The sequence below is a fragment of the Reinekea marina genome, assembly GCF_030409715.1.
GTDB classification, from domain to species: Bacteria; Pseudomonadota; Gammaproteobacteria; order Pseudomonadales; family Natronospirillaceae; genus Reinekea; species Reinekea marina.
The window spans coordinates 2,091,057-2,109,903 of record NZ_JAUFQI010000001.1 but is presented as its reverse complement, the minus strand read 5'-3'; the positions used below and the strand labels follow the sequence as shown (position 1 = coordinate 2,109,903).

Sequence of the window (18,847 nt, the reverse complement as noted above, 5' to 3'; positions counted from 1 at the left end):
CTCATCATTTTTAACCTCCTCCTATCTTACGATATCTGTTTGTTATTTGAACAGCCATAGTATCAGAACCATGTTGAGCAGTCGTGGCCGTAGAGTGAGCCACTCTGATGACGACTAGCGAAAATTGGGGTCTCATGTCTACGTTATTAAAATAAAAATAACGAGGAGAGACAAATGAACTACCGACTCATGGGCTATTTAATGATCGCCCTATTTTCACTTTCCAGTGCAACCGTTGTTGCTGGAACTTTCTATTCTAGAACACTTTATCAACAATCTTATACAGCATCACAAACAAGACAATTTGAAGTGTATGTACCAACTGGAGCAACCAGCTCTGCACCTATGGTTATGGCTTTGCATGGCTGCAAACAAACGAATACCGATGTGAAAAACGATTGGGGGTTAGTCGATGCCGCCGACCAATATGGTTTTGTTTTAGTAATGCCATTTATTACGAGTTACGATGGGTTACGTAATGAAAATTGCTGGGGATTTTGGTTTGAAAATCACCGCCACGAAGGCTCTGGGGAAGCTGAAGACTTACATCAAATTGGGCTTTTAGTTGAACAAGAATTTAGTATTGACCCTAATCGCCGCTACATCACAGGGCTATCTTCAGGTGGTGCAATGGCCGAAGTAGCGGCCATTACTCATAACGAATATTGGGCGGCTTCAGCCTCGGTAGCAGGGTTACCATATGGAGAGGATGCAGCGTCTGTTTCTTTAAGTGGTCAATGCCCTGGTAACGCAACATTCCATTCAGTTGGAAGAGTTGCTAACGATATCAATCAGGAACTAGATGATGATTACCCTATTCCTATGATGGTTATTCAAAGTGAAAATGATTGTACTGTCGTTCAACCCGCTGGGCGAAACATTCGCGACAGTCATTTACTAGTCTTTGGTTCCGAAAACTTTAATTCCCCGAGTGAAACCCGAGCAAAAATAGAAAACTGTTCGCCGGTAAATGGCAGTAATGATTATGGTTGTGAGCACGAGTTCTTTACTCAAGATGGCAATGTTGGCTCACGCTCTATTGTAGAAACTGTTTTTTACAATGGTCCATTAAGTACACCAAACACGCAAGACACAAACCATGGTCACTATTGGATTGGCGGCCAAAACGGTAACAACGGCAAATGGTCTATTAAACTTGGACCAAGCATGCCGGATATAATTTGGGATTTCTTTAATCGCCACCCTAAACAGGCTGGCACGTCTGTTAACAAACCCATCATTACAATGAATGGCGCAAACCCTATGTTAATCGCTCTTGGCAATAGCTTTAACGATCCAGGTGCCACGGCTTATGATGCAGAAGATGGCAGTTTAGTTGTGCAATCTAGTTGTAACGTGAACACGGCCATAGTTGGCGATTACTACTGTAGTTATAGCGCAACAGATTCCGATAACTATACTGGTACAGCAACTCGTACTATTGAGGTTTACGACCCTAACGCTCCTACTGAAACATGCGCGGTGAGCAATTCATCACCCAGCGACCATATTCAAGCTGGTCGTGCTAATGCCGGCGGCTCATATAACTTAAGAGCTATCTCTACCGGTGACCAAAACGACATTGGCTTTGCATGGGATAGCTGGAGTACGGTGACGTTAACGGAGGGTGAACCTGGTTTATGGTATTTAATTGAGCCTGCGGCTTGCCATAGCACCCCACCACCACCAAGTTCATTTGAATGCCAACAATGGTATGGATCGAATTTGCAGCACTCTAATAATTCACGGGCGTATTATTCAATGGGTTACTACACCGTTGGAGGCAATGATTATTTAGGTGGTGTGTCGGGCTCTTATAGTTGGGTTGCAGAAACTTCTGATGGCATTTTTGAAGTGGGTCAATGCCCATAATATGGACTGACTGAAAGTAATAGCGGGCTTTAAGAAGCCCGCTTTTTTTATTATTAAACTTTATTAAATTTAAAATCTTCTAAAGATTTCAACAGATTCTTGCTTAAGCTGCTTAATGTCTCAGTAATAACACTCGAAGAATTGGCTTGTTTAGCGTTATCAGTCGCTACTTCTGCAATATCATTAATAATTTCTGAGAGCGATTGTAAAGATTGAATTTGCTCTTGTGCCGAAACGGTTGTCTCGCTAGACATCGCTTTAATATCGCTGACTGTTGTTCCAATACTGCTCATAACTTCGGCCGCTTCAGTTGCTTTTGTCACACTTTGCTCTGAAACGTCTTTGCTTTCGTTAATAGCTTTTACGGCCTTGCCAGTACTTACCGTCAAGGTATCGAGCGTAGATTCTATTTCTTGGGTAGACTGCTGTGTGCGCATGGCAAGTGTTCGAACTTCATCGGCAACAACGGCAAAGCCTCGGCCTTGCTCTCCAGCTCTTGCCGCTTCGATGGCAGCATTTAATGCAAGTAAATTAGTCTGATCGGCGATACCTTTAATTACACCCAAGATATTTTGAATGTTCTCAGTTTGAGCATTCAAGTTAGAAATAATATTAACCGCATCTTCGATTTTCTCAGCCAAGGCTTTAATCACCGTCGCCGTTGCGTGAATGATATGTTCACTTTTTTCTACTAACTCTGAAGCACTGTCACTTTGATCAATCGCGCGCGTTGCGTTGTGTTCAACCTGCTGAGATGCATACTCTACCTTTTGAAAGGTGGCTAGCACCGCTTCAATTTTCTCCGTTTGCTTCTCAGCACCTCTACGCCGATTGTCACCGTCGGCTTCCAGTAAGTTAGTGCTCTTGCCCAGCTCACTTGACAGCTCATTGATGTTAGAAAACATCTCTTTAAGCTTATTTTGCATTGTATTGATCGAGCGATTCACATCACTGATCTCATTTTTACCTTCAGACACAATTATGGGGCGCGTTAAATCACCTTGCGCCACATAATTGGTTTCTGTCACAATTTTTGCGAGGTCTTTTTTCATATTGCGTAGTATAAAAATAGACAATGCAATGGAAGATACAATAGTCGCCAAAGCCACGAGCAATACCCAGTTCATACGGGCTTTTTGAGTCTGAATGATATTCTCGGCTGAAACAGAAGTATACCGTTGGTAATGATCACCAATGCTTTGCATGCGTAAATCCATTAAGGATAACGAGGCATCAATTTCTTTCTGTGCACTTTTACGTGCACTAAAGCCCGCTTGATTGGCCCAACTGCTGTAAATCCCTTCGTAAGCCGCTACAAGCCGTTCGTAATCTTCTGAAAATAGACCTAGCTCACCACTAATTGAGGGTTCACCAACATCTGCCATGGTTTCGTCCCAATGCGCTATTTGCTGATCATTGAGCGATAACACAGTTGATTCAAGCTCTGCGAGTGCATTCCTCATTTGCAGTGCGGCTTCGTCTACTTCTTCAATCGTTGCAGCTCTAGCCGTGAATTGATTACCTACGGTAGCACTGACACTGTAGCTTTCCTCTACTATACGCCAAGATTTACTGCTATTTACCTCATATTGGCGGTAGATATTGTCCGCTGAGATGTTAGTAATAATTTGCTGAATACCCGCGACCATCAAAACGGATAAAAACCCCAATGCACATACTAATAAAACTACAAGTAACGATATTCTAAATGTTAAGGTCAAATTCCGCATGCAATACTCCGTTGTAGCACAATATTTGCTGTTTAATTGATTATAGACATTTTTCAAATATGTGGAGTTTTCTTTCAAACGCCAACATAGTTGATTACCGCCCTTATCTTATCGGCAGTTATTCTCAAAATGGACCGTACTCACACACTGCTATTTGTATTGATGTTTGGCGTATTTTTGTCGACCAACATCATTGTGCTTGTTCACCAATTAAGCCATGTAGAAGATCTTCATGAAGTCGAGATTATTGACTGTGAATCTTTTCATGCCGATACCACTTTGGCACTGATACCGTTTTCAAATGACTCTCATTACCCCGAATTTAAAGATGTCTTTTCGTCGCTTATCTACTCTCAAGGTGCACTTTTAAAGGGCAAATTTTATTCCCTAATCAGTGGCCCTTCTGATTATTCCTAGTTCAATCTACTTAAATTAAACAATTATGCACAAGCTATACCAATAAAGCGTAATTAGGGAAGCAAACTTACATACCCGTGATATGGGAAAACGATAACGGAAATTTGGAGCACGGCTCGCCTGCAGCAACAGAGCTTATTGAAGCATTAAAAGCACTTCAATTCGATACACTTATGACCCTGCCCACGTCAGTAAGCTTTTCAAGGTGGAGTATCAAGAATCTGATTTGGGGGCAGCGGATACACGCTCTACGGTGATAAAGTTGAACCCTATTACCAATAGGATACTATGACCCTACACTACACTTTTAAAGGTTTTAAAGAGTAATGCCTATGCCGGATATGATTGTTCCACTTAAAAACTTACCACCTATTCCAGCACTGCCAGATGGTTATACATTAGACATCGCCAAACCTTGGGATAGCCAAACCATTGTTGAATGGGTCGATGCGAATTTTTTACCTGAATGGTCAAATGAAGTATTGTGCGGACTTTCCGGCCACCCGGCTAAAGTTTCTCTTATTACTAAGAATAATTCTATAGTCGGATTTGCCGGTTTCGATTTAACATTCCCAAGCTTTTTCGGGCCCACCGGTGTGTTAGAGAGCGAGCGAGGCTTAGGTTTAGGTAAAATATTGCTAGTAGATGCGATGCATCGTTTAATGCAACGAGGCTATGTATATGCGTTTATCGGTTCGCCTGGGCCGGTAAATTTTTACCAAAAAATATTAGGTGGAATGCTTTTACCCGAATCATTTCCAGATGGCTACTCTACGCCTATCACTCCAAACCAATCAATGTAAAGCAAAATAATATATGACGCCTATAAGTAATTTAGGATTTCAAAGTGAGTTTGTAATCAGCCAACTCGAAGCGGATATCCTCGTAAAACCAGAGTACACAGTTTTAAAAACGGCCAGCAACCCGAGTTATTATTTTGGAAATTTATTAGCGTTAAGTGTTCCAATTAGCACTCATTCAAAAGAAGAATGGCTGAAAATATTCACTCATGAGTTTAAAGACATGCCTAAAGTAGAACATTTAACTTTCAGCTGGGTTAGAAATAATGAGAATGAGTTGGCTATTATTGAGTCTTTTACGAGTGCCGGTTTTGAATTTGAAGAAATGCACATTCTTGCGCTGAACAAATCAGCTTTTAAAGAGCCTATAAAACTAAATCAAACCCCTGTTTATCGCGCATTAACTTCGCAGGAAGATTGGGAGCAATGGATTCAGTTATCAATAGCAGATCAACAAGGTGATTATTCTGAAGAAGGCTTGAAAACCTACTTAACACGAAAAGCAAAAAATTATAATCAACTAGAAAAGGCACAGCTAGGAAACTATTTAGGAGCCTTTGTGAACAACCAATTAATTGGTTATGCCGGTTTATACCATAAAGATGCACTAGGTCGTTTCCAAAATGTACACGTGATACCTGAGTATCAGAACCAAAAAATCGCCTCTACTTTATTAACATTACTTATACAAAATGCCCCTAGCTCTCTACAATCATTGGTTATTGTGGCCGATGAGCATTACCACGCAACGGCGTTGTATCAAAGCTTAGGGTTTTCTATTGTCGAACGTGAATGTTCATTGTGCTGGTGGCCAGAGTCCCACCGCAAAACGGCGGTTTAAAAGTAAAAACTAGGCTATCGCTAATGCTTCATGATAATGACGCCGGCACATAGATACGTATTTTTCATTGCCGCCAATTTGTACTTGCGCACCATGAGCCAATGCTTTGCCTTGTTCATCCATTCTTACAACCATGATGGCTTTTCGGCCACAGTGGCAAACGGTTTTCAATTCAGTAAGCTTATCTGCAATTGCCAGAAGCCGTGCACTGCCGGTAAACAACTCACCTTGAAAATCAGTACGAATGCCGTAGCACAAAACAGGCGTGTTGTATTTGTCTACAATAACCGCCAGCTGATTTACCTGCTCTTTGGTTAAAAACTGTGCTTCATCGATAAATATACAATTAACTTTGGGTCCGTCTAAGTACCAAGTAACTAAATCAGTGCTTTCATTGAAGGTGTCGGCAGGCTTAGAAAGCCCTATTCTTGAAGAAATTGTAGCTTCACCAAAGCGATTATCTAATTGGGCCGTCAGTAACCGTGTGGTCATTCCACGCTCAAGATAATTATAGTCAGATTGCAAAAGTGCAGTTGATTTACCGGCATTCATCGCCGAATAATAAAAATAGAGTTGCGCCATAGAATGCCTAACATTGGTAATTTGCTTAAGGTCTGGTAATAATAGCCGCCAAACCCTTCAAGCCACAATGCCTAAGGACCCAAATGAAGATTATTTCTTTTAATATCAATGGCGTACGAGCCCGTTATCATCAATTAGCGGCCTTAAAAGCGCAACACGACCCCGACATTCTGTGCTTGCAAGAAATTAAGGTCCATAGCGACTTATACCCACATGAAGATGTGCAAGTAGCCAGTGGATTGGTTTCGCAAACTTGGGGGCAAAAGGCACACCATGGCGTTGCAACGCTTACTCGGACCCCAGTGGAGTATACTTGCGGCTACCCTACCGACTCCGAAGATGACCAGCGCAGACTTATTATCACCCAGCACCCATTAGTTAATGGCCAATTACTAACTGTTATTAACGGATATTTCCCACAAGGCGAAAGCAATAAACACGAAACCAAATGGCCAGCAAAGCGAAAATTTTACGCCGATTTACTTGCGTGGCTAAATACGAATGTTACACCAGATGATTTAGTCATTATTTTAGGCGATTTTAATATTGCACCAGTCGATAACGATATTGGCATTGGCGAAAAAAACGCCAAACGTTGGTTGCGTGAAGGTAAGTCTGCTTTTTTACCAGAAGAACGTGAATGGTTTGAACGCATTCGAGATTGGGGCTTTATCGATTCCTACCGTCACTTGTATCCCGAAGTTAACGATCGATTCAGTTGGTTTGATTACCGGTCTAAAGGTTTTGATGACAACCCAAAACGCGGACTTCGCATTGATCAAATCATGATCACAAAACCATTAGTACCATTAATTAAAGAAGCCGGGATAGATTACGATACTCGCGGTTTAGAAAAACCCAGCGACCATGCGCCCATTTGGCTGACGTTAGATATTGAACTTGCCTAAAATAAAAGGCTGCCCTTTTGGCAGCCCTTTTTAACGGCACAACATAGCGCTAAATTTTTTGCCAATTAAAGCCCTTATCAGCCAATACTTCAGCTTGTTCCCCATTAGTAATGACCGCATGAGAAGCATTATCACTCGTTAAGTATTTTCCGGCTAAATCAACGAGTTGTTGCTTATTAACATTCAACAATTGCTCACGATATTCACGTCTAAAGTCATCAGAACGAGCAAATAGTCTGTTTTGGTAAGCAATTTTTGCCTCTCCGGCCGGTGAACCAGGCTTATCCATCGAGCTTACTACGCCTAAAATAGATTCTTCTACTTTTTCAGACGTAAAATCTCCTTGGGCTAACCACTCAATACTCGCATTAAAGTCTTTAAGCGTTTCCTCTAAACGAGGGTCTCGATATGAATAAAATCGGAAAACGCCATTGCTATTATCGTGTGATGCTCCTCCCCCGTATGCACCTCCTTGTTCACGGATAGTTCGATGCAAATAATTGTTTCTTAGCACACCAGCTAGCACCGTTAAAGGCGCAGAATCTTCGTGAGTCGGCGCAACTGTTTTAAAAGCGGCCGCACAAAAGTTAACTTGTGTAGAAGTACTCCAAACTATTTTTGAGTGGCTATTTACCTCTGCAGGCTGAACAGAAATACTGGGTTCTGCCGTTAATTTGAATTTACTTTGCAATAAATGCGCTTCAAGAACGGGTAATTCATCTTTTTCAGCAACTAACAGTGCATGTGGTGTTAAAGAAGAAAGCTTTTTATGCAGCGCATATAAACCTTGCAACCATTGTGTTAATTGCTCTGGAGATTGTTTCCATTGTTCAACCCATTGTTTTAGTCTAGCAATTGCAGGAAGACCCGAGCTGTTGTAAACAAAAGCACTGCCAACACTTTGTGCGCTCGATGCCGCTTGCATGGCTAAGCTATGCCCGCTGCCAGTAATACCCTGCGATCGACGCGAACTCATAAGCGTTAGGTAGTCTAATATTCGATCTACTTCATCAAAACGTGGCTCTAGCCAGTGACTTGCCATGATGTCTGTTAACTCATCCGCGTGTCGAACTAAACTTTTTCCTGAGAAAATCAAATAGCCATTGATGCTGTCTAAATCGGTCAGGCTCGGTTTATACATGCTGTAAAGATGAACACTGCCGGTGCGTGCAGCCTGCCAATTTTGCAAATCTAAATACGACTTATCACCCGAGCCTAGTTCAGTTAAAAGCGATGTATAAATAGGCAACAAAATTTGTTCTTCTTTGCTTAAAACAGGTAATGCCCAATAAAGTTGCTGGTAAGCAATGCCGTTCGTGCCTGCACCGTATTGAACAATAGGCATCTCTTTAATGGGTGCTAAAGTTTTCACATCAGGTTTTACATCGGCCAAGATTACTTTGGGTAATATGTCACCATCATCGGGTTGTTCTTGACGTACTTTCAATGCACTAGCTTGTTCAACAATTGCTTTCTTTTCTGCTTCCGTAAGACTATCTTCAATGGCTTCTAAACGCAGTCGTTCATTGTTTGTTTGTCGCTCAACGAGTTTAGCATCAGGGCGCATTGTTAACGTTACGCGATGCACATTCTGCAATAGCAACTTATTGACCAATTCAGGAATGTAATCAGGGCTCTTACTTTTAATTCTTAACTTTTCAAGTGCAGCATCTATATCTAAAGCATCCATCACACTGCCACCGTGCGTAGCGGCTCCAGTCAATGATAAAATAAGTTGTAAACCATAGGGATAACCATCACCGGTAATTTCACGTTGCGACAACTCAAGTTGGTGCAACATCGCATCAATACTTTCTTGTGGCACACCGTTTTCAGCTACTTCTTTTAAAGTATTTAAAACGAGCTGTTCAAAATCTTGCTGGTGTTTGGGTTCGCTGCCCTCTAGACCACATAAAAAGACCATTTCACGATTTGAATCATCTAGGCCACACAATGGGCTTGGGTTCGTACCAAATTCACACGTCTCTAACGCTTTTCTAAGCGGAGTTGCGCTGTTGTCGAACAATAAATCGCTTAATAAATGCGCTTCGAGTTGTGCGTATAGATCGGTGCTTTCACCTAATAACCAACCCATCGATAAATAAGTTTTGTTTTCAACACTGTCACCTTCAAAAGCATAGGCATCTTCAACTCTTAGTTCACGATTGAAACGCTTTTCTAAAGGTACAGAAAGCTTCTCATTTAAAGCATCGAATCTATTTAAGGCTTTTTCATCTATACGCTGCTGTATGTCTTCAGCAGAACGGTTTCCAAATGTAAAAAAGCTAGCATTAGATGGGTGATAATGAGTTTTATAGAAAGAGAGTAAATCATCGTATGTTAAATCTGGGATACACTCAGGATCACCACCACTGTTAAAGTGATAAGTATTGTTTGGAAATAAATAATGTTTTAAAGATTGGTATATCTGACTAACCGGTGAGCTCATGGCTCCTTTCATTTCGTTATACACAACACCTTTATACACTAATGGTGACTCTGTGTTTGTGGGTTCTTCGAACTCTAAACGATGCCCTTCTTGTAAAAAGTCTAGCTCATCTAGCCTAGAAAAAAATACAGCGTCCAAATACACATCTAAAAGGTTTTCGTAATCTTTTTTGTTTTCGCTGGCAAATGGATATGCTGTCCAGTCGCTACTGGTCATTGCATTCATAAATGTATTTAGAGAACGGCGTGTCATCATAAAAAATGGATCACGAACCGGGTACTTTTCTGAACCGCATAATGCCGTATGTTCTAAAATATGGGCGACACCGGAAGAGTCTTTTGGCATAGTGCGCAATGTCACCATAAATATATTTTCTTCGTGGTCACTGGCTAGGTGAAAGTGATCTGCGCCTGTTTTTTTATGACGATAATGTTCAAGGCGAACATTAAGTGATTCAACATAGTGAGATTTAACCGCCTCAAATGATGAATGGGGAGACATTGTTGCTGTCGTAACTTCTGATTTGGTCATTTATTATGCCTGTGCCTAAGATTTGGTCTATTTTTAATAGATAACGCTATAGCTTATGGCGCTAAAGGGGTTGAAAGCAAATTAAGTTTGGATATAACCCTTTAATATTATGGTTAAATCCGTAGAATACCGCCCCTTTCTCAGTTTTAGAGGTATATATGACGGAGTTTGTTCAAGGGCAACGTTGGCTTGTCGACAGTGAACCAGAACTTGGCTTAGGCATGGTGCAAAGCATCGAAGCCCGAGCTGTAACCCTCTTTTTCCCAGAACAAGAGTGTGAACGTCATTACTCACTGCAAGAAGCACCATTAACGCGTTTGGTGTTAGAAGCAGGAGACACCTTAGAGCACCGAGATGATGGCCAAATGACCATTACAGAGGTTCATGAGCTAAATGGCATCGTCATATATGAAGTAGATGGCGAACGCATGGTGCCTGAAACAGATCTGGCCGACACCGTTAAACGCAACAACCCAATTATGCGGCTAATTACCGGCCAAACCGATCACCCTAATTGGTTTTCCTTTCGTTCAACGTTAGATAAAGGTATCTCCACCATTTGGAATCAAAATTTAAATGGTTTACTGGGTACTCGATCAGACCTCTTACCTCACCAGCTTTATGTAGCCAAAAAAGCAACAGAACATACACACGTTCGTGCTCTCTTGGCAGATGAAGTAGGATTGGGGAAAACCATTGAAGCGGGCCTAATCATTAATCGCTTGTATCATCAGGGTTGCGCAAAAAGAATCTTAATTGCTGTGCCTGAAGCGCTTCAGGCGCAATGGCTTGTTGAACTGATTCGCCGGTTTTCAATTCATTGTGAACTTTACCAAGACATCGCTCACGATTTTGCCATGGGCCAGGTACACCTAGTTACTCATAAAGAGCTGCGCAATGAATTCACCATGGCACTTATCACCGAATTAGACTGGGACATGCTGGTGGTTGATGAGGCCCACCACTTAGAAAGCGAAAATGCGGACAATTCCAGCTTGCATTGGACTGAACTGGCTCACACCACCCCTCACCTATTATTAATGACGGCGACTCCAGAGCAATTAGGGCAACAAGCGCACTTTGGTCGCTTACAATTATTAGATGCTGGTCGTTTTACTAGCTTTGAAAAGTATCAAAGTGAAGAAGCCAACTTTTCAGCATTAACTAATATTGCTCGTGACCTCAATGCGGATCAAATTACAGATCGAACCATTAATGAGCTAAATGCACTGGGCGTTTCTTGGAACGATGACCCGCAAGAAGCGCTGTCAGCGTTGTTAGACAGACATGGTACCGGCCGAGTTGTTTATCGTAATACACGAAAAGGCGTCAAGGGGTTCCATGAGCGCGTTGCAGACTTTCAAGAATTTGAAAGCGAGACGGAACGTGAAAAAGCACTGTTTCAATTCCTTAAAGATCATCGTGGCGAAAAAGTGTTGCTTATTACTCAAACGATGGAAACAGCAAAAGAGCTCGCCCAGACGCTGTGGCATGTTCATGGCGTAGAAGCGACGGCCTTTCATGAAGGCTTAGACCTAATTGAACGAGACAGAGCCGCAGCACATTTTGCCGACGATGAAGATGGCGCACAAATTTTAGTATGCTCTGAAATCGGTGGTGAAGGCCGAAACTTTCAATTTTGCCATCATTTAGTACTGTGGGATTTACCCGACCACCCGGATGTTTTAGAGCAACGAATTGGCCGTTTAGATCGTATTGGCCAAAAACAAACCATCGAAATTCATATCATGGCCAATGCACAAAGCGATGATGCCATGAAGTACCGCTGGTACCATGATGCCCTGAATTGTTTAGAAGGCATGCAACCCGCCGCTGGTGCAGTGCATGATAAATACGCTCAAGAATGGTTTAGTAACCCGAGTGATGAATTACTAAAAGAAGTTGTCGTTGAAATTGAACAGCTTTCTCAAGAGCTTGAAAACGGTCGAGATATACTTCTTGAATTAAACTCATGTCGCCAGCCAGAAGCGAATGAGATTCGCCATGCAATCGAAGATTTAGAGTTTGAACACCCGCTTGATGTGGTTGAAATGGCCGCAAACCTGTTGAATCTACACTTTGAAGCCTTAGGTACGGGTATTTATGAGCTAATTCCATCGAGTAATATGCTCATACCTACTCTTCCTGGCATTCCAGAAGGCGGTGCTACAATCACTTTCCGACGCGATAAGGCGTTAGAGCGTGAAGATATTTTATTCATCTCTTGGGAACACCCTTTCATTCAAGGGTTACAAGATATCTTGTCTGGAACGGATATTGGCCAGGCGAGTATTGCCCTTTTGGAATCGGAGCAGGTTCCTGCTGGACAACTCCTTTTAGAAACTCAATGGTCGGTTGTATTACCAGAAAAGCACGTTCATGCGATGAAACCGCACTTAGATGAAGCTCTATATCGAACGCTAGTACTAGAAGGCGGCGACAAAGACTTAGCCTCTATTTTAACGGAAGACAGCTTGCAAGAGCAGGTTAAAACCTTACCAGTCAAGCTTGCTCGCAAAATGGTGCGTCAGGCGAAAGACCGTATTAACCCTCTTTATGACGCCAGTCAAAAGCACGCTAGGTTACGTTTTAACAACATATTGGAAAAGGCCAAGCAGTCTTCGTTTGAGTTTAATCGTGCACGATTAGAACGCATTGAATACCTAGCGAGTGTCAATCCGTTGGTAACAGCCGATGATGTTGAAAAACTGAAACAGCAAATCGCGATTGAAGCTGACGCTTGGGAGCATTGTGAATTTGCGACCAGCGGCGTACGAATGATTTTGTGCGCACCACCAGGGTCGCTCTAGAGCCTTACCACTTCTTTACGCCAAAAACTGGCGTTCTGTAACAATCTGGTTTAACTTAAATGTATCCCTTCTAAATATAAGAAGAAAATACATGAAGGAAACGATCGTTATAGAACGCCCAATGGATGGCGTCGCAAAAATTATATTTAATCGGCCTGAAATCGGAAACGCATATGATCATGAGTTTGTTTGCACACTGATTACGGCATTGGATGAAATTTCTTTAGACAGCAACGTTAAAATCTTATGGTTAACCGCCAATGGTCCCCACTTTTGCAGTGGACCAGATTCACGCTGGCTTCAGCATCGCCAGGAATCGGGGCGAGCTGAACATCAGCTCGATGCGGAGCACCTTTCGCGCTTATTTCATACTTTATATGATTTACCAATTCCAGTAATTGCAACGGTTCGTGGCAAAGCCAACGCCGATGCAATCGGCATATTGTGCTGCTGTGATATTGTTTTTGCGAGTGAAAAAAGCAGCTTTACCCTAAATGAAGTACATTTAGGGTTAGCGCCAGTACTGCAAAGCCCTTACCTAATAAGAACGCTCGGAGAACACGCAGCCCGCTACTACGCCTTAACAGGAGAAACTCTCGATGCCTACACGGCTACGCGTTTAGGTTTAGTCAATAAGCTGATGCCAGAGCAAGAGTTGGATTCCTATGCCGATATGATCATTAGAAATATGGTGAGGCTGGATGAAACCGTTTTAATTCAAACAAAATCGATGTTAACAGTCAGCTCAATTGAGCCTTTAGATGAGTCGTTGTTAGATACACTCATAGAAAGCTCAATAGACGTTCGTGAATCTGCTTTAAAACAGACTAAGTTTGAGCATTCACATTAAATGTTTGCTCTTGCTCTAAAGCCGCCGCTAAAAAAGGAATCAACTGGTTCATAATTTCTTCGATAGAAGACTTTGCGCCAGTATCGTTCTGCTCCATGCTTCTCAGCACTTCAATGCTAGACATTGTGAAAACTGAGGCACCAATGGCAAAGTGAATACGCCAGAATATTTCTCGACCACTTAATTCAGGGTGAGCCATTTTCAAGTAGCCGATAAACGCGGAATAAGATTGAGAATAATTTTCGAGTAAAAATTTACGTAAATGGCCTTGAGCTTGCGTATAAGCTAAGCCGAGTAAGCGCATAAATACAGACAATTTATTATAATTTTCGTTATTCTCGATGCCTGTTAACATCGTCTTTGCCAACACACCTAAAACATCGTGAAAAGAAGGCGATGGATTGTCTTTGACGACCACCTGTAACTCTTTATTAAGCTTCTCGGTAAACGGTGTTAGAAAACGAGCAAAAACGGCCTGAATTAAATCTTTCTTTGATCCAAAATGATAATTAACAGCGGCTAAATTCACTTTGGCGCGAGTAGTGATCATACGCAAAGAAGTCTCTGCAAAACCCTTTTCAGCAAACAATTGCTCGGCTGAGTCTAAAATTCGGGTGATGGTATCGGCTTGGGTCATAATTACTGCTCTTTCAATTCAAACGATCGTTTTAAACGACTAGAATAGGCTTTTTTAAAATGATTTGCAGCTATTTTCTTTGATTTGTGTAATTTTCACCCATCTTCCAACTATTTAAGTTAAATCAAACGTAAAAAGCATTGAAGTTAACAGCTGTTTCGACTAAAACTAGCCCAAGCTATTGAAATTAGAGGCATCAGCCCTCATAACAATAAACAAACATCCACACTGGAGGCTAGAAATGGCTCATATAGAACACAATGCAACGGTTCAACAAGAATCCGTTTTAGCAACAAACAAAGTTCTCAAAAACACCTACATGCTGTTATCTATGACATTGTTATTCAGTGCCGTAGCAGCGATGGCAGCGATGGCGCTAAATGTTCCTCGCGGAGCAGCACTTATCATGAGTTTAGCCGCAATTGGCATCGTATGGTTTGTATTGCCACGCACCTATAACAAGGCTTCAGGAATTGTTTGGGCATTTGCTTTCACAGGGCTATTAGGCGCATCTTTAGGCCCTATGCTCTCAATGTACCTAGCTTTGCCAAACGGAGCTTCTTATGTTGCTCAAGCATTAGGCGGAACTGCAATTATTACTTTTGGCTTATCATTTTATGCGTTAACCACAAAGAAAGACTTTAGCTTTTTAGGTGGTTTTATTATGGTTGGCGTACTGGTTTTAATTGTCGGCATGATCGCTAATCTGTTCTTTGGCAGTGCGTTAGGCAGCGTAATGATCTCTGGTGGCGTTGTTTTAGTCATGTCATTAGCCATTTTGTTTGATACCAGCCGAATCATTAACGGTGGCGAAACAAACTATATTCGCGCTACCGTTTCATTGTACTTAGATATTTATAATATTTTTGTCCATTTATTACACTTGATTGCCGTATTCTCTGGTAACGACTAGTAATATTGCTTCAATAAAAAAGGCTGCAATCGCGGCCTTTTTTGTACCTAAAATACGCCAACTCTACCCTCTTTAACTGCGAATTTGCTACCATAGAGCTATTACTAAAATAGTAGATATTATGCGAATTCAAATAAATGTATATTCAGCGCCTTGGAGCCATCAAGCATCGATAGATGCTTTGACGTTTGCTCAACAATGCCTCCAACAAGGCCATCAGCTTGCACGTGTTTTCTTCTTTTTTGATGGCGTTTACCATGGTCTATCAAATCAAAGCCCCGCCAGTGATGAATTCAACTTTTTGGCGCAATGGCAAGATATTCATAACCAAGGAGTTGAGCTACTGCTTTGCATTGCTGCGTCTGCGAATCGAGGCGTTTTGAATGCAGAAGAAACACAACGTTATATGCAATCTCACCCTTCATCGGCTGATTTTTTTCAACTGACTGGTCTAGGCCAATGGGCCACAGGGTTTCATGATTGCGATAAGCTAATTACCTTTAAATAGCGGGTATCGAATGAGTTTCAATTTAATATTAGTAACCAAACCACCCTACAGCAGCCGTACCGGGCATGAAACGCTGGAAGCCATAATGAGTTTAGCTCTCTTTGAAGTAAACCATAAAATTGTGTTTTTCGAGCAAGGGTTAACTTGGTTGACTAAGAATCAAAGCCCGAGCCATGCAAAATCAATAGAAAAACAACTCAATGCGTTGCCCATGTATGACAGCGATGAGCTGTATTTCGTTACCGAGCATAAGGAAGCTATTTTAGGCAACAATGAAACACTCTCATTAGTGGCTCCGGTTTCATTGCAGCAATTGACGACTTGGTTTCAAAACGCAAACCATGTTGAGGTGTTTTAATGACAACGGTTACACTTTCACTTCCTCCAAGCCCTTTTCAATTGGAGTTTTTAGCAAATTCACTCTCACCAACGGATGCCGTTATTGCTACCAGCAGCTCAATTTCATTGGTGTACACAGAAAAGCCCTTAAATACACAGGCTTTTGTGCGAGAGTGTGAATTACTACAAAGCGGTGGCCATGCGCATGACAGCTGGACAGTCATTACCGATGAGCAATGGGCTACCCACCTTATAACTGCAAACAAACACATCGCGTGGTAAACATGGCTTTAGAAGTAAATGAGCAAGGCTTTTTATTAGATGCGTCCGAGTGGACAGAAAGCTGGGCTGAACATATGGCGCAAAAACAAGGCTTACCGTTGGATGAAGTTGATTTTAGAATTATAAATGCCTTACGACAATTCTATTTTGATTTTGACCTTTCGCCGCCGATGCGACCTTTAGTCAAATTAATTAAAAATAACGTCCATAGCGACTATGGCAACAGCATTTGGCTGATGCAACGCTATGGAGAAAGCCCTGCTCGTGTCTTAGCCTTATTGGCTGGCCTACCAAAACCGAAGAATTGCTTATGAGTGATTCTGCTATGACACTTCCTGGTATCATAAGAATATTAGGACGAGGGAAAACTGGCTCTCGCGATTTAACGTTTGAAGAAGCGCACTTTGCCATGTCTGCTATTTTAGATGGCAAAATGGAAGATCTTCAATTAGGCGCTTTTTTAATGCTACTTCGCGTAAAAGAAGAAACGTCCTCTGAAATAGCGGGAATGGTTCAAGCCTGCCATGACGCCATTTCCATTCGCGATACCGTACAGGTCGATGTCACGTGGCCCGCTTATGCTGGCAAAAAAAGACAACCTTCTTGGTATTTATTAGCAGCTAAACTGCTGGCTCAAAATGGCGTTTCCGTATTAATGCACGGAGCTGGTCATCACACTGCAAATCGGCAATATGCACAGCAAGTATGTCAGCTGCTGAATTTGCCCTGTGCGACTTTAATAGAAAGTGCATCCAATCTAATTCAAGAACATAACTTTTGTTATATACCGCTAGAGGCTATGAACCCAACTCTTTCACGGTTAATCGACCTAAAACACACTCTAGGGCTAAGAAGCTGTGCGAATACACTGGTTCGCCATTTAACACCCTTCAAAACGAATCTAACATTGCAGGCGATGTTCCATCCGGCATATCAAAGCCTTCACCACGAAGTTGCTGAGAAGCTTTCGCAGAACAATAATATCGTTCTAAAAGGTGACGGCGGAGAATTTGAAGTTCGGCCTGATTCAGAGACTAGAATCGCTATTCAAGGTTATCACCCACTAGATAATGACTTTGTACCTAAATCACTTAAACGAAGATCTGTTCGCCCTGACGCGCCAACCTTTACGGCACTAATAGAATTATGGAACGACGACTCTAGCAACGCCTATGGCCTACAGGCCACAGTAGATACAGCAGCAATTATCTTGTCTAAACTTCAGTCTCTACCTTATGTAGACGCGCAAAAGCAAACTCATATCTGGTGGAAAAATCGGTACTAATGCTAAATCCTCTCACTATTCATAGATTTCAAAAAACATTTACCTAATCAAATTGACTTTATAATGTCATTGTGAAACTATCTAATTAGAGATATCTCATCTGCTGTATTTTCAGCATTTAATTTCTTCCCTAACAACAACCGTACAAAGCGTAGTCTTAATAGGTTGGCTAATAAGGAAATTTCATAACTTTCTAATTGCCCGTACTAATCTGACGGCTAAAACAGAAAATAGGAAAGTTATGCACAATTATTTGTTAAGCAACCTTAAAGCTAAGGTTATTGTCCTCACTGTAGCTGTTATATTAACGGCCTGTTCTGAAAACAGTTCTAAAAGTAACTCGAATAAATTACAGGTTGGTCAATTTAACGGCCAAGTTGGCGGCCTTCGCTATGTTACACCTAGCCTAGAAGGCATAACCGAAATTGGCAGCGGTGACTTTTCCTATAAAGAAGGTGAAACCATTAGTTTCTATCTTGGTGAGCTATATCTTGGATCTACTTTAGGACAAGTAACCATCACACCGTTTGACCTTGCTGGTATAGAAGCCCCCGTTGGTAATGAATTGCGGGCGACCATTGAGAATTTAGAAGAGAATACTGCAATGCAGCAAGTTATTGGCATTGCACGTTTATTGCAAACCATGGATCGCGATAACGATCTGAGCAATGGCATTGTTATTTCAAGCCAAATTTCCGCCTTGTTTAATGATGAAATAATTGATACCGAAGTATCATTTAATAACTTAATGTCGAGTTCAACAATTAACGAATTAATATTATTGGCAAATGACAGTGTCGGTTTCACTGAACCGCGTCAAATCCGCCCTGCTTGGCAAGCATTAAAAAACCTTTATGAAAGCCTGAATATTGAAACTCAGCTAATGGCAGTTTCATCTATAACTTCAAAGGAAGCACGAGATGGCGCCAAAGCGGTTACTTATCGTCATACATACGATGCGAATGGACAGCCTGTTTTAATAGAGCGAGACGAAACCGAAACGGGCTCATATCATAAGACATATAGCTATAACTATGATGAATACGGTAATGTTATTTATTCTGCGGAATATAATTCGTCTGACAATGTTAAC

The 18,847-nt window shown here is 41.7% G+C and carries 21 protein-coding genes; 15 read left to right on the top strand and 6 right to left on the bottom strand.

Translation table 11 applies throughout. The annotated features are described in order from the left end of the window. Positions 1 to 10 precede the first annotated feature (10 nt). A complete protein-coding gene (locus QWZ13_RS11165) occupies positions 11 to 136 on the bottom strand; it encodes a hypothetical protein (protein WP_290281843.1) in 126 nt (41 codons plus the stop codon). A gap of 38 nt (positions 137 to 174) precedes the next feature. Here QWZ13_RS11165 and QWZ13_RS11160 point away from each other — a divergent pair, with 38 nt between their 5' ends. After that, positions 175 to 1,872, top strand: coding sequence for an extracellular catalytic domain type 1 short-chain-length polyhydroxyalkanoate depolymerase (locus QWZ13_RS11160; protein ID WP_290281842.1), 1,698 nt, complete (start codon positions 175 to 177; stop codon positions 1,870 to 1,872). A gap of 53 nt (positions 1,873 to 1,925) precedes the next feature. Here QWZ13_RS11160 and QWZ13_RS11155 read toward each other — a convergent pair whose 3' ends face one another. Next, positions 1,926 to 3,659, bottom strand: coding sequence for a methyl-accepting chemotaxis protein (locus tag QWZ13_RS11155; RefSeq protein ID WP_290281841.1), 1,734 nt, complete (start codon positions 3,657 to 3,659; stop codon positions 1,926 to 1,928). Positions 3,660 to 3,661: 2 nt separating this feature from the next. Between QWZ13_RS11155 and QWZ13_RS11150 the strand changes: the two genes are divergently transcribed. From QWZ13_RS11150 to QWZ13_RS11130, 5 genes are all read left to right on the top strand, one after another. Beyond that, positions 3,662 to 3,838, top strand: a complete 177-nt coding sequence (locus tag QWZ13_RS11150) for a hypothetical protein (RefSeq protein ID WP_290281840.1) — start codon at positions 3,662 to 3,664, stop codon at positions 3,836 to 3,838. Beyond that, complete coding sequence (locus QWZ13_RS11145; RefSeq protein ID WP_290281838.1) at positions 3,780 to 4,019, top strand: hypothetical protein; 240 nt, start codon at positions 3,780 to 3,782, stop codon at positions 4,017 to 4,019. The genes QWZ13_RS11150 and QWZ13_RS11145 overlap by 59 nt, the downstream gene beginning before the upstream one ends. 77 nt (positions 4,020 to 4,096) lie before the next feature. After that, positions 4,097 to 4,276, top strand: a complete 180-nt coding sequence (locus QWZ13_RS11140; RefSeq protein ID WP_290281837.1) for a hypothetical protein — start codon at positions 4,097 to 4,099, stop codon at positions 4,274 to 4,276. 69 nt (positions 4,277 to 4,345) lie between these two features. Further along, on the top strand, positions 4,346 to 4,822 hold the full coding sequence (locus QWZ13_RS11135; protein ID WP_290281836.1) for a GNAT family N-acetyltransferase: 477 nt from the start codon (positions 4,346 to 4,348) through the stop codon (positions 4,820 to 4,822). A gap of 13 nt (positions 4,823 to 4,835) precedes the next feature. Next, on the top strand, positions 4,836 to 5,660 hold the full coding sequence (locus QWZ13_RS11130) for a GNAT family N-acetyltransferase (RefSeq protein ID WP_290281835.1): 825 nt from the start codon (positions 4,836 to 4,838) through the stop codon (positions 5,658 to 5,660). Between the two features lie 9 nt (positions 5,661 to 5,669). On the opposite strand, the gene QWZ13_RS11125 is transcribed toward QWZ13_RS11130, so the two are convergent. Continuing rightward, a complete protein-coding gene (locus QWZ13_RS11125) occupies positions 5,670 to 6,242 on the bottom strand; it encodes a thymidine kinase (protein ID WP_290281834.1) in 573 nt (190 codons plus the stop codon). Positions 6,243 to 6,325: 83 nt separating this feature from the next. Between QWZ13_RS11125 and xthA the strand changes: the two genes are divergently transcribed. Further along, positions 6,326 to 7,150 carry an exodeoxyribonuclease III gene (gene xthA, locus QWZ13_RS11120; RefSeq protein WP_290281833.1) on the top strand — a complete coding sequence of 275 codons (825 nt, stop codon included), beginning with the start codon at positions 6,326 to 6,328 and terminating at the stop codon, positions 7,148 to 7,150. Positions 7,151 to 7,199: 49 nt separating this feature from the next. On the opposite strand, the gene QWZ13_RS11115 is transcribed toward xthA, so the two are convergent. After that, positions 7,200 to 10,130 (bottom strand): insulinase family protein, encoded by a 2,931-nt coding sequence (locus QWZ13_RS11115; RefSeq protein ID WP_290281832.1) that lies wholly within the window; start codon positions 10,128 to 10,130, stop codon positions 7,200 to 7,202. Positions 10,131 to 10,288: 158 nt separating this feature from the next. Between QWZ13_RS11115 and QWZ13_RS11110 the strand changes: the two genes are divergently transcribed. Both QWZ13_RS11110 and QWZ13_RS11105 read left to right on the top strand, forming a co-directional pair. Further along, positions 10,289 to 12,940, top strand: coding sequence for a helicase-related protein (locus QWZ13_RS11110; RefSeq protein WP_290281831.1), 2,652 nt, complete (start codon positions 10,289 to 10,291; stop codon positions 12,938 to 12,940). Between the two features lie 91 nt (positions 12,941 to 13,031). Next, entirely contained in the window at positions 13,032 to 13,790 is a 759-nt protein-coding gene (locus QWZ13_RS11105) for an enoyl-CoA hydratase/isomerase family protein (protein ID WP_290281830.1), read from the top strand. Here the strand turns inward: QWZ13_RS11105 and QWZ13_RS11100 are convergent. Further along, positions 13,768 to 14,427, bottom strand: coding sequence for a TetR/AcrR family transcriptional regulator (locus QWZ13_RS11100; RefSeq protein WP_290281829.1), 660 nt, complete (start codon positions 14,425 to 14,427; stop codon positions 13,768 to 13,770). The genes QWZ13_RS11105 and QWZ13_RS11100 overlap by 23 nt on opposite strands. 181 nt (positions 14,428 to 14,608) lie before the next feature. Between QWZ13_RS11100 and QWZ13_RS11095 the strand changes: the two genes are divergently transcribed. The 6 genes from QWZ13_RS11095 to QWZ13_RS11070 all read left to right on the top strand — a co-directional run bounded on the left by QWZ13_RS11095 (position 14,609) and on the right by QWZ13_RS11070 (position 17,754). Beyond that, the gene (locus QWZ13_RS11095) at positions 14,609 to 15,340 is read left to right on the top strand and encodes a Bax inhibitor-1/YccA family protein (RefSeq protein ID WP_353958980.1); all 732 of its coding nucleotides are present in this window, start codon (positions 14,609 to 14,611) and stop codon (positions 15,338 to 15,340) included. Between the two features lie 121 nt (positions 15,341 to 15,461). Further along, a complete protein-coding gene (gene tusD / locus QWZ13_RS11090; protein WP_290281828.1) occupies positions 15,462 to 15,848 on the top strand; it encodes a sulfurtransferase complex subunit TusD in 387 nt (128 codons plus the stop codon). 10 nt (positions 15,849 to 15,858) lie between these two features. Continuing rightward, a complete protein-coding gene (locus tag QWZ13_RS11085) occupies positions 15,859 to 16,206 on the top strand; it encodes a DsrE family protein (RefSeq protein ID WP_290281827.1) in 348 nt (115 codons plus the stop codon). Beyond that, positions 16,206 to 16,469, top strand: coding sequence for a hypothetical protein (locus QWZ13_RS11080; protein ID WP_290281826.1), 264 nt, complete (start codon positions 16,206 to 16,208; stop codon positions 16,467 to 16,469). The genes QWZ13_RS11085 and QWZ13_RS11080 overlap by 1 nt, the downstream gene beginning before the upstream one ends. Further along, positions 16,424 to 16,783 carry a TusE/DsrC/DsvC family sulfur relay protein gene (locus QWZ13_RS11075; RefSeq protein ID WP_290281825.1) on the top strand — a complete coding sequence of 120 codons (360 nt, stop codon included), beginning with the start codon at positions 16,424 to 16,426 and terminating at the stop codon, positions 16,781 to 16,783. The genes QWZ13_RS11080 and QWZ13_RS11075 overlap by 46 nt, the downstream gene beginning before the upstream one ends. Then, on the top strand, positions 16,699 to 17,754 hold the full coding sequence (locus tag QWZ13_RS11070) for a glycosyl transferase family protein (protein ID WP_290281824.1): 1,056 nt from the start codon (positions 16,699 to 16,701) through the stop codon (positions 17,752 to 17,754). Before QWZ13_RS11075 ends, QWZ13_RS11070 begins: the two co-directional genes overlap by 85 nt. Before the next feature lie 471 nt (positions 17,755 to 18,225). Here the strand turns inward: QWZ13_RS11070 and QWZ13_RS11065 are convergent, their stop codons facing one another. Next, positions 18,226 to 18,561 (bottom strand): hypothetical protein, encoded by a 336-nt coding sequence (locus QWZ13_RS11065; RefSeq protein ID WP_290281823.1) that lies wholly within the window; start codon positions 18,559 to 18,561, stop codon positions 18,226 to 18,228. Positions 18,562 to 18,847 lie beyond the last annotated feature (286 nt).

What these genes read in the sequence shown, in the direction of transcription:
- QWZ13_RS11105 (WP_290281830.1), top strand. Translation starts at nt 13,032, where the DNA reads ATGAAGGAAACGATCGTTATAGAACGCCCAATGGATGGCGTCGCAAAA.
- QWZ13_RS11075 (WP_290281825.1), top strand. Translation starts at nt 16,424, where the DNA reads ATGGGCTACCCACCTTATAACTGCAAACAAACACATCGCGTGGTAAAC.
- QWZ13_RS11165 (WP_290281843.1), bottom strand. Translation starts at nt 136, where the DNA reads ATGAGACCCCAATTTTCGCTAGTCGTCATCAGAGTGGCTCACTCTACG.
- tusD (WP_290281828.1), top strand. Translation starts at nt 15,462, where the DNA reads ATGCGAATTCAAATAAATGTATATTCAGCGCCTTGGAGCCATCAAGCA.
- QWZ13_RS11150 (WP_290281840.1), top strand. Translation starts at nt 3,662, where the DNA reads ATGTGGAGTTTTCTTTCAAACGCCAACATAGTTGATTACCGCCCTTAT.
- QWZ13_RS11080 (WP_290281826.1), top strand. Translation starts at nt 16,206, where the DNA reads ATGACAACGGTTACACTTTCACTTCCTCCAAGCCCTTTTCAATTGGAG.
- QWZ13_RS11135 (WP_290281836.1), top strand. Translation starts at nt 4,346, where the DNA reads ATGCCTATGCCGGATATGATTGTTCCACTTAAAAACTTACCACCTATT.
- QWZ13_RS11125 (WP_290281834.1), bottom strand. Translation starts at nt 6,242, where the DNA reads ATGGCGCAACTCTATTTTTATTATTCGGCGATGAATGCCGGTAAATCA.
- QWZ13_RS11130 (WP_290281835.1), top strand. Translation starts at nt 4,836, where the DNA reads ATGACGCCTATAAGTAATTTAGGATTTCAAAGTGAGTTTGTAATCAGC.
- QWZ13_RS11100 (WP_290281829.1), bottom strand. Translation starts at nt 14,427, where the DNA reads ATGACCCAAGCCGATACCATCACCCGAATTTTAGACTCAGCCGAGCAA.
- QWZ13_RS11110 (WP_290281831.1), top strand. Translation starts at nt 10,289, where the DNA reads ATGACGGAGTTTGTTCAAGGGCAACGTTGGCTTGTCGACAGTGAACCA.
- QWZ13_RS11085 (WP_290281827.1), top strand. Translation starts at nt 15,859, where the DNA reads ATGAGTTTCAATTTAATATTAGTAACCAAACCACCCTACAGCAGCCGT.
- QWZ13_RS11160 (WP_290281842.1), top strand. Translation starts at nt 175, where the DNA reads ATGAACTACCGACTCATGGGCTATTTAATGATCGCCCTATTTTCACTT.
- QWZ13_RS11115 (WP_290281832.1), bottom strand. Translation starts at nt 10,130, where the DNA reads ATGACCAAATCAGAAGTTACGACAGCAACAATGTCTCCCCATTCATCA.
- xthA (WP_290281833.1), top strand. Translation starts at nt 6,326, where the DNA reads ATGAAGATTATTTCTTTTAATATCAATGGCGTACGAGCCCGTTATCAT.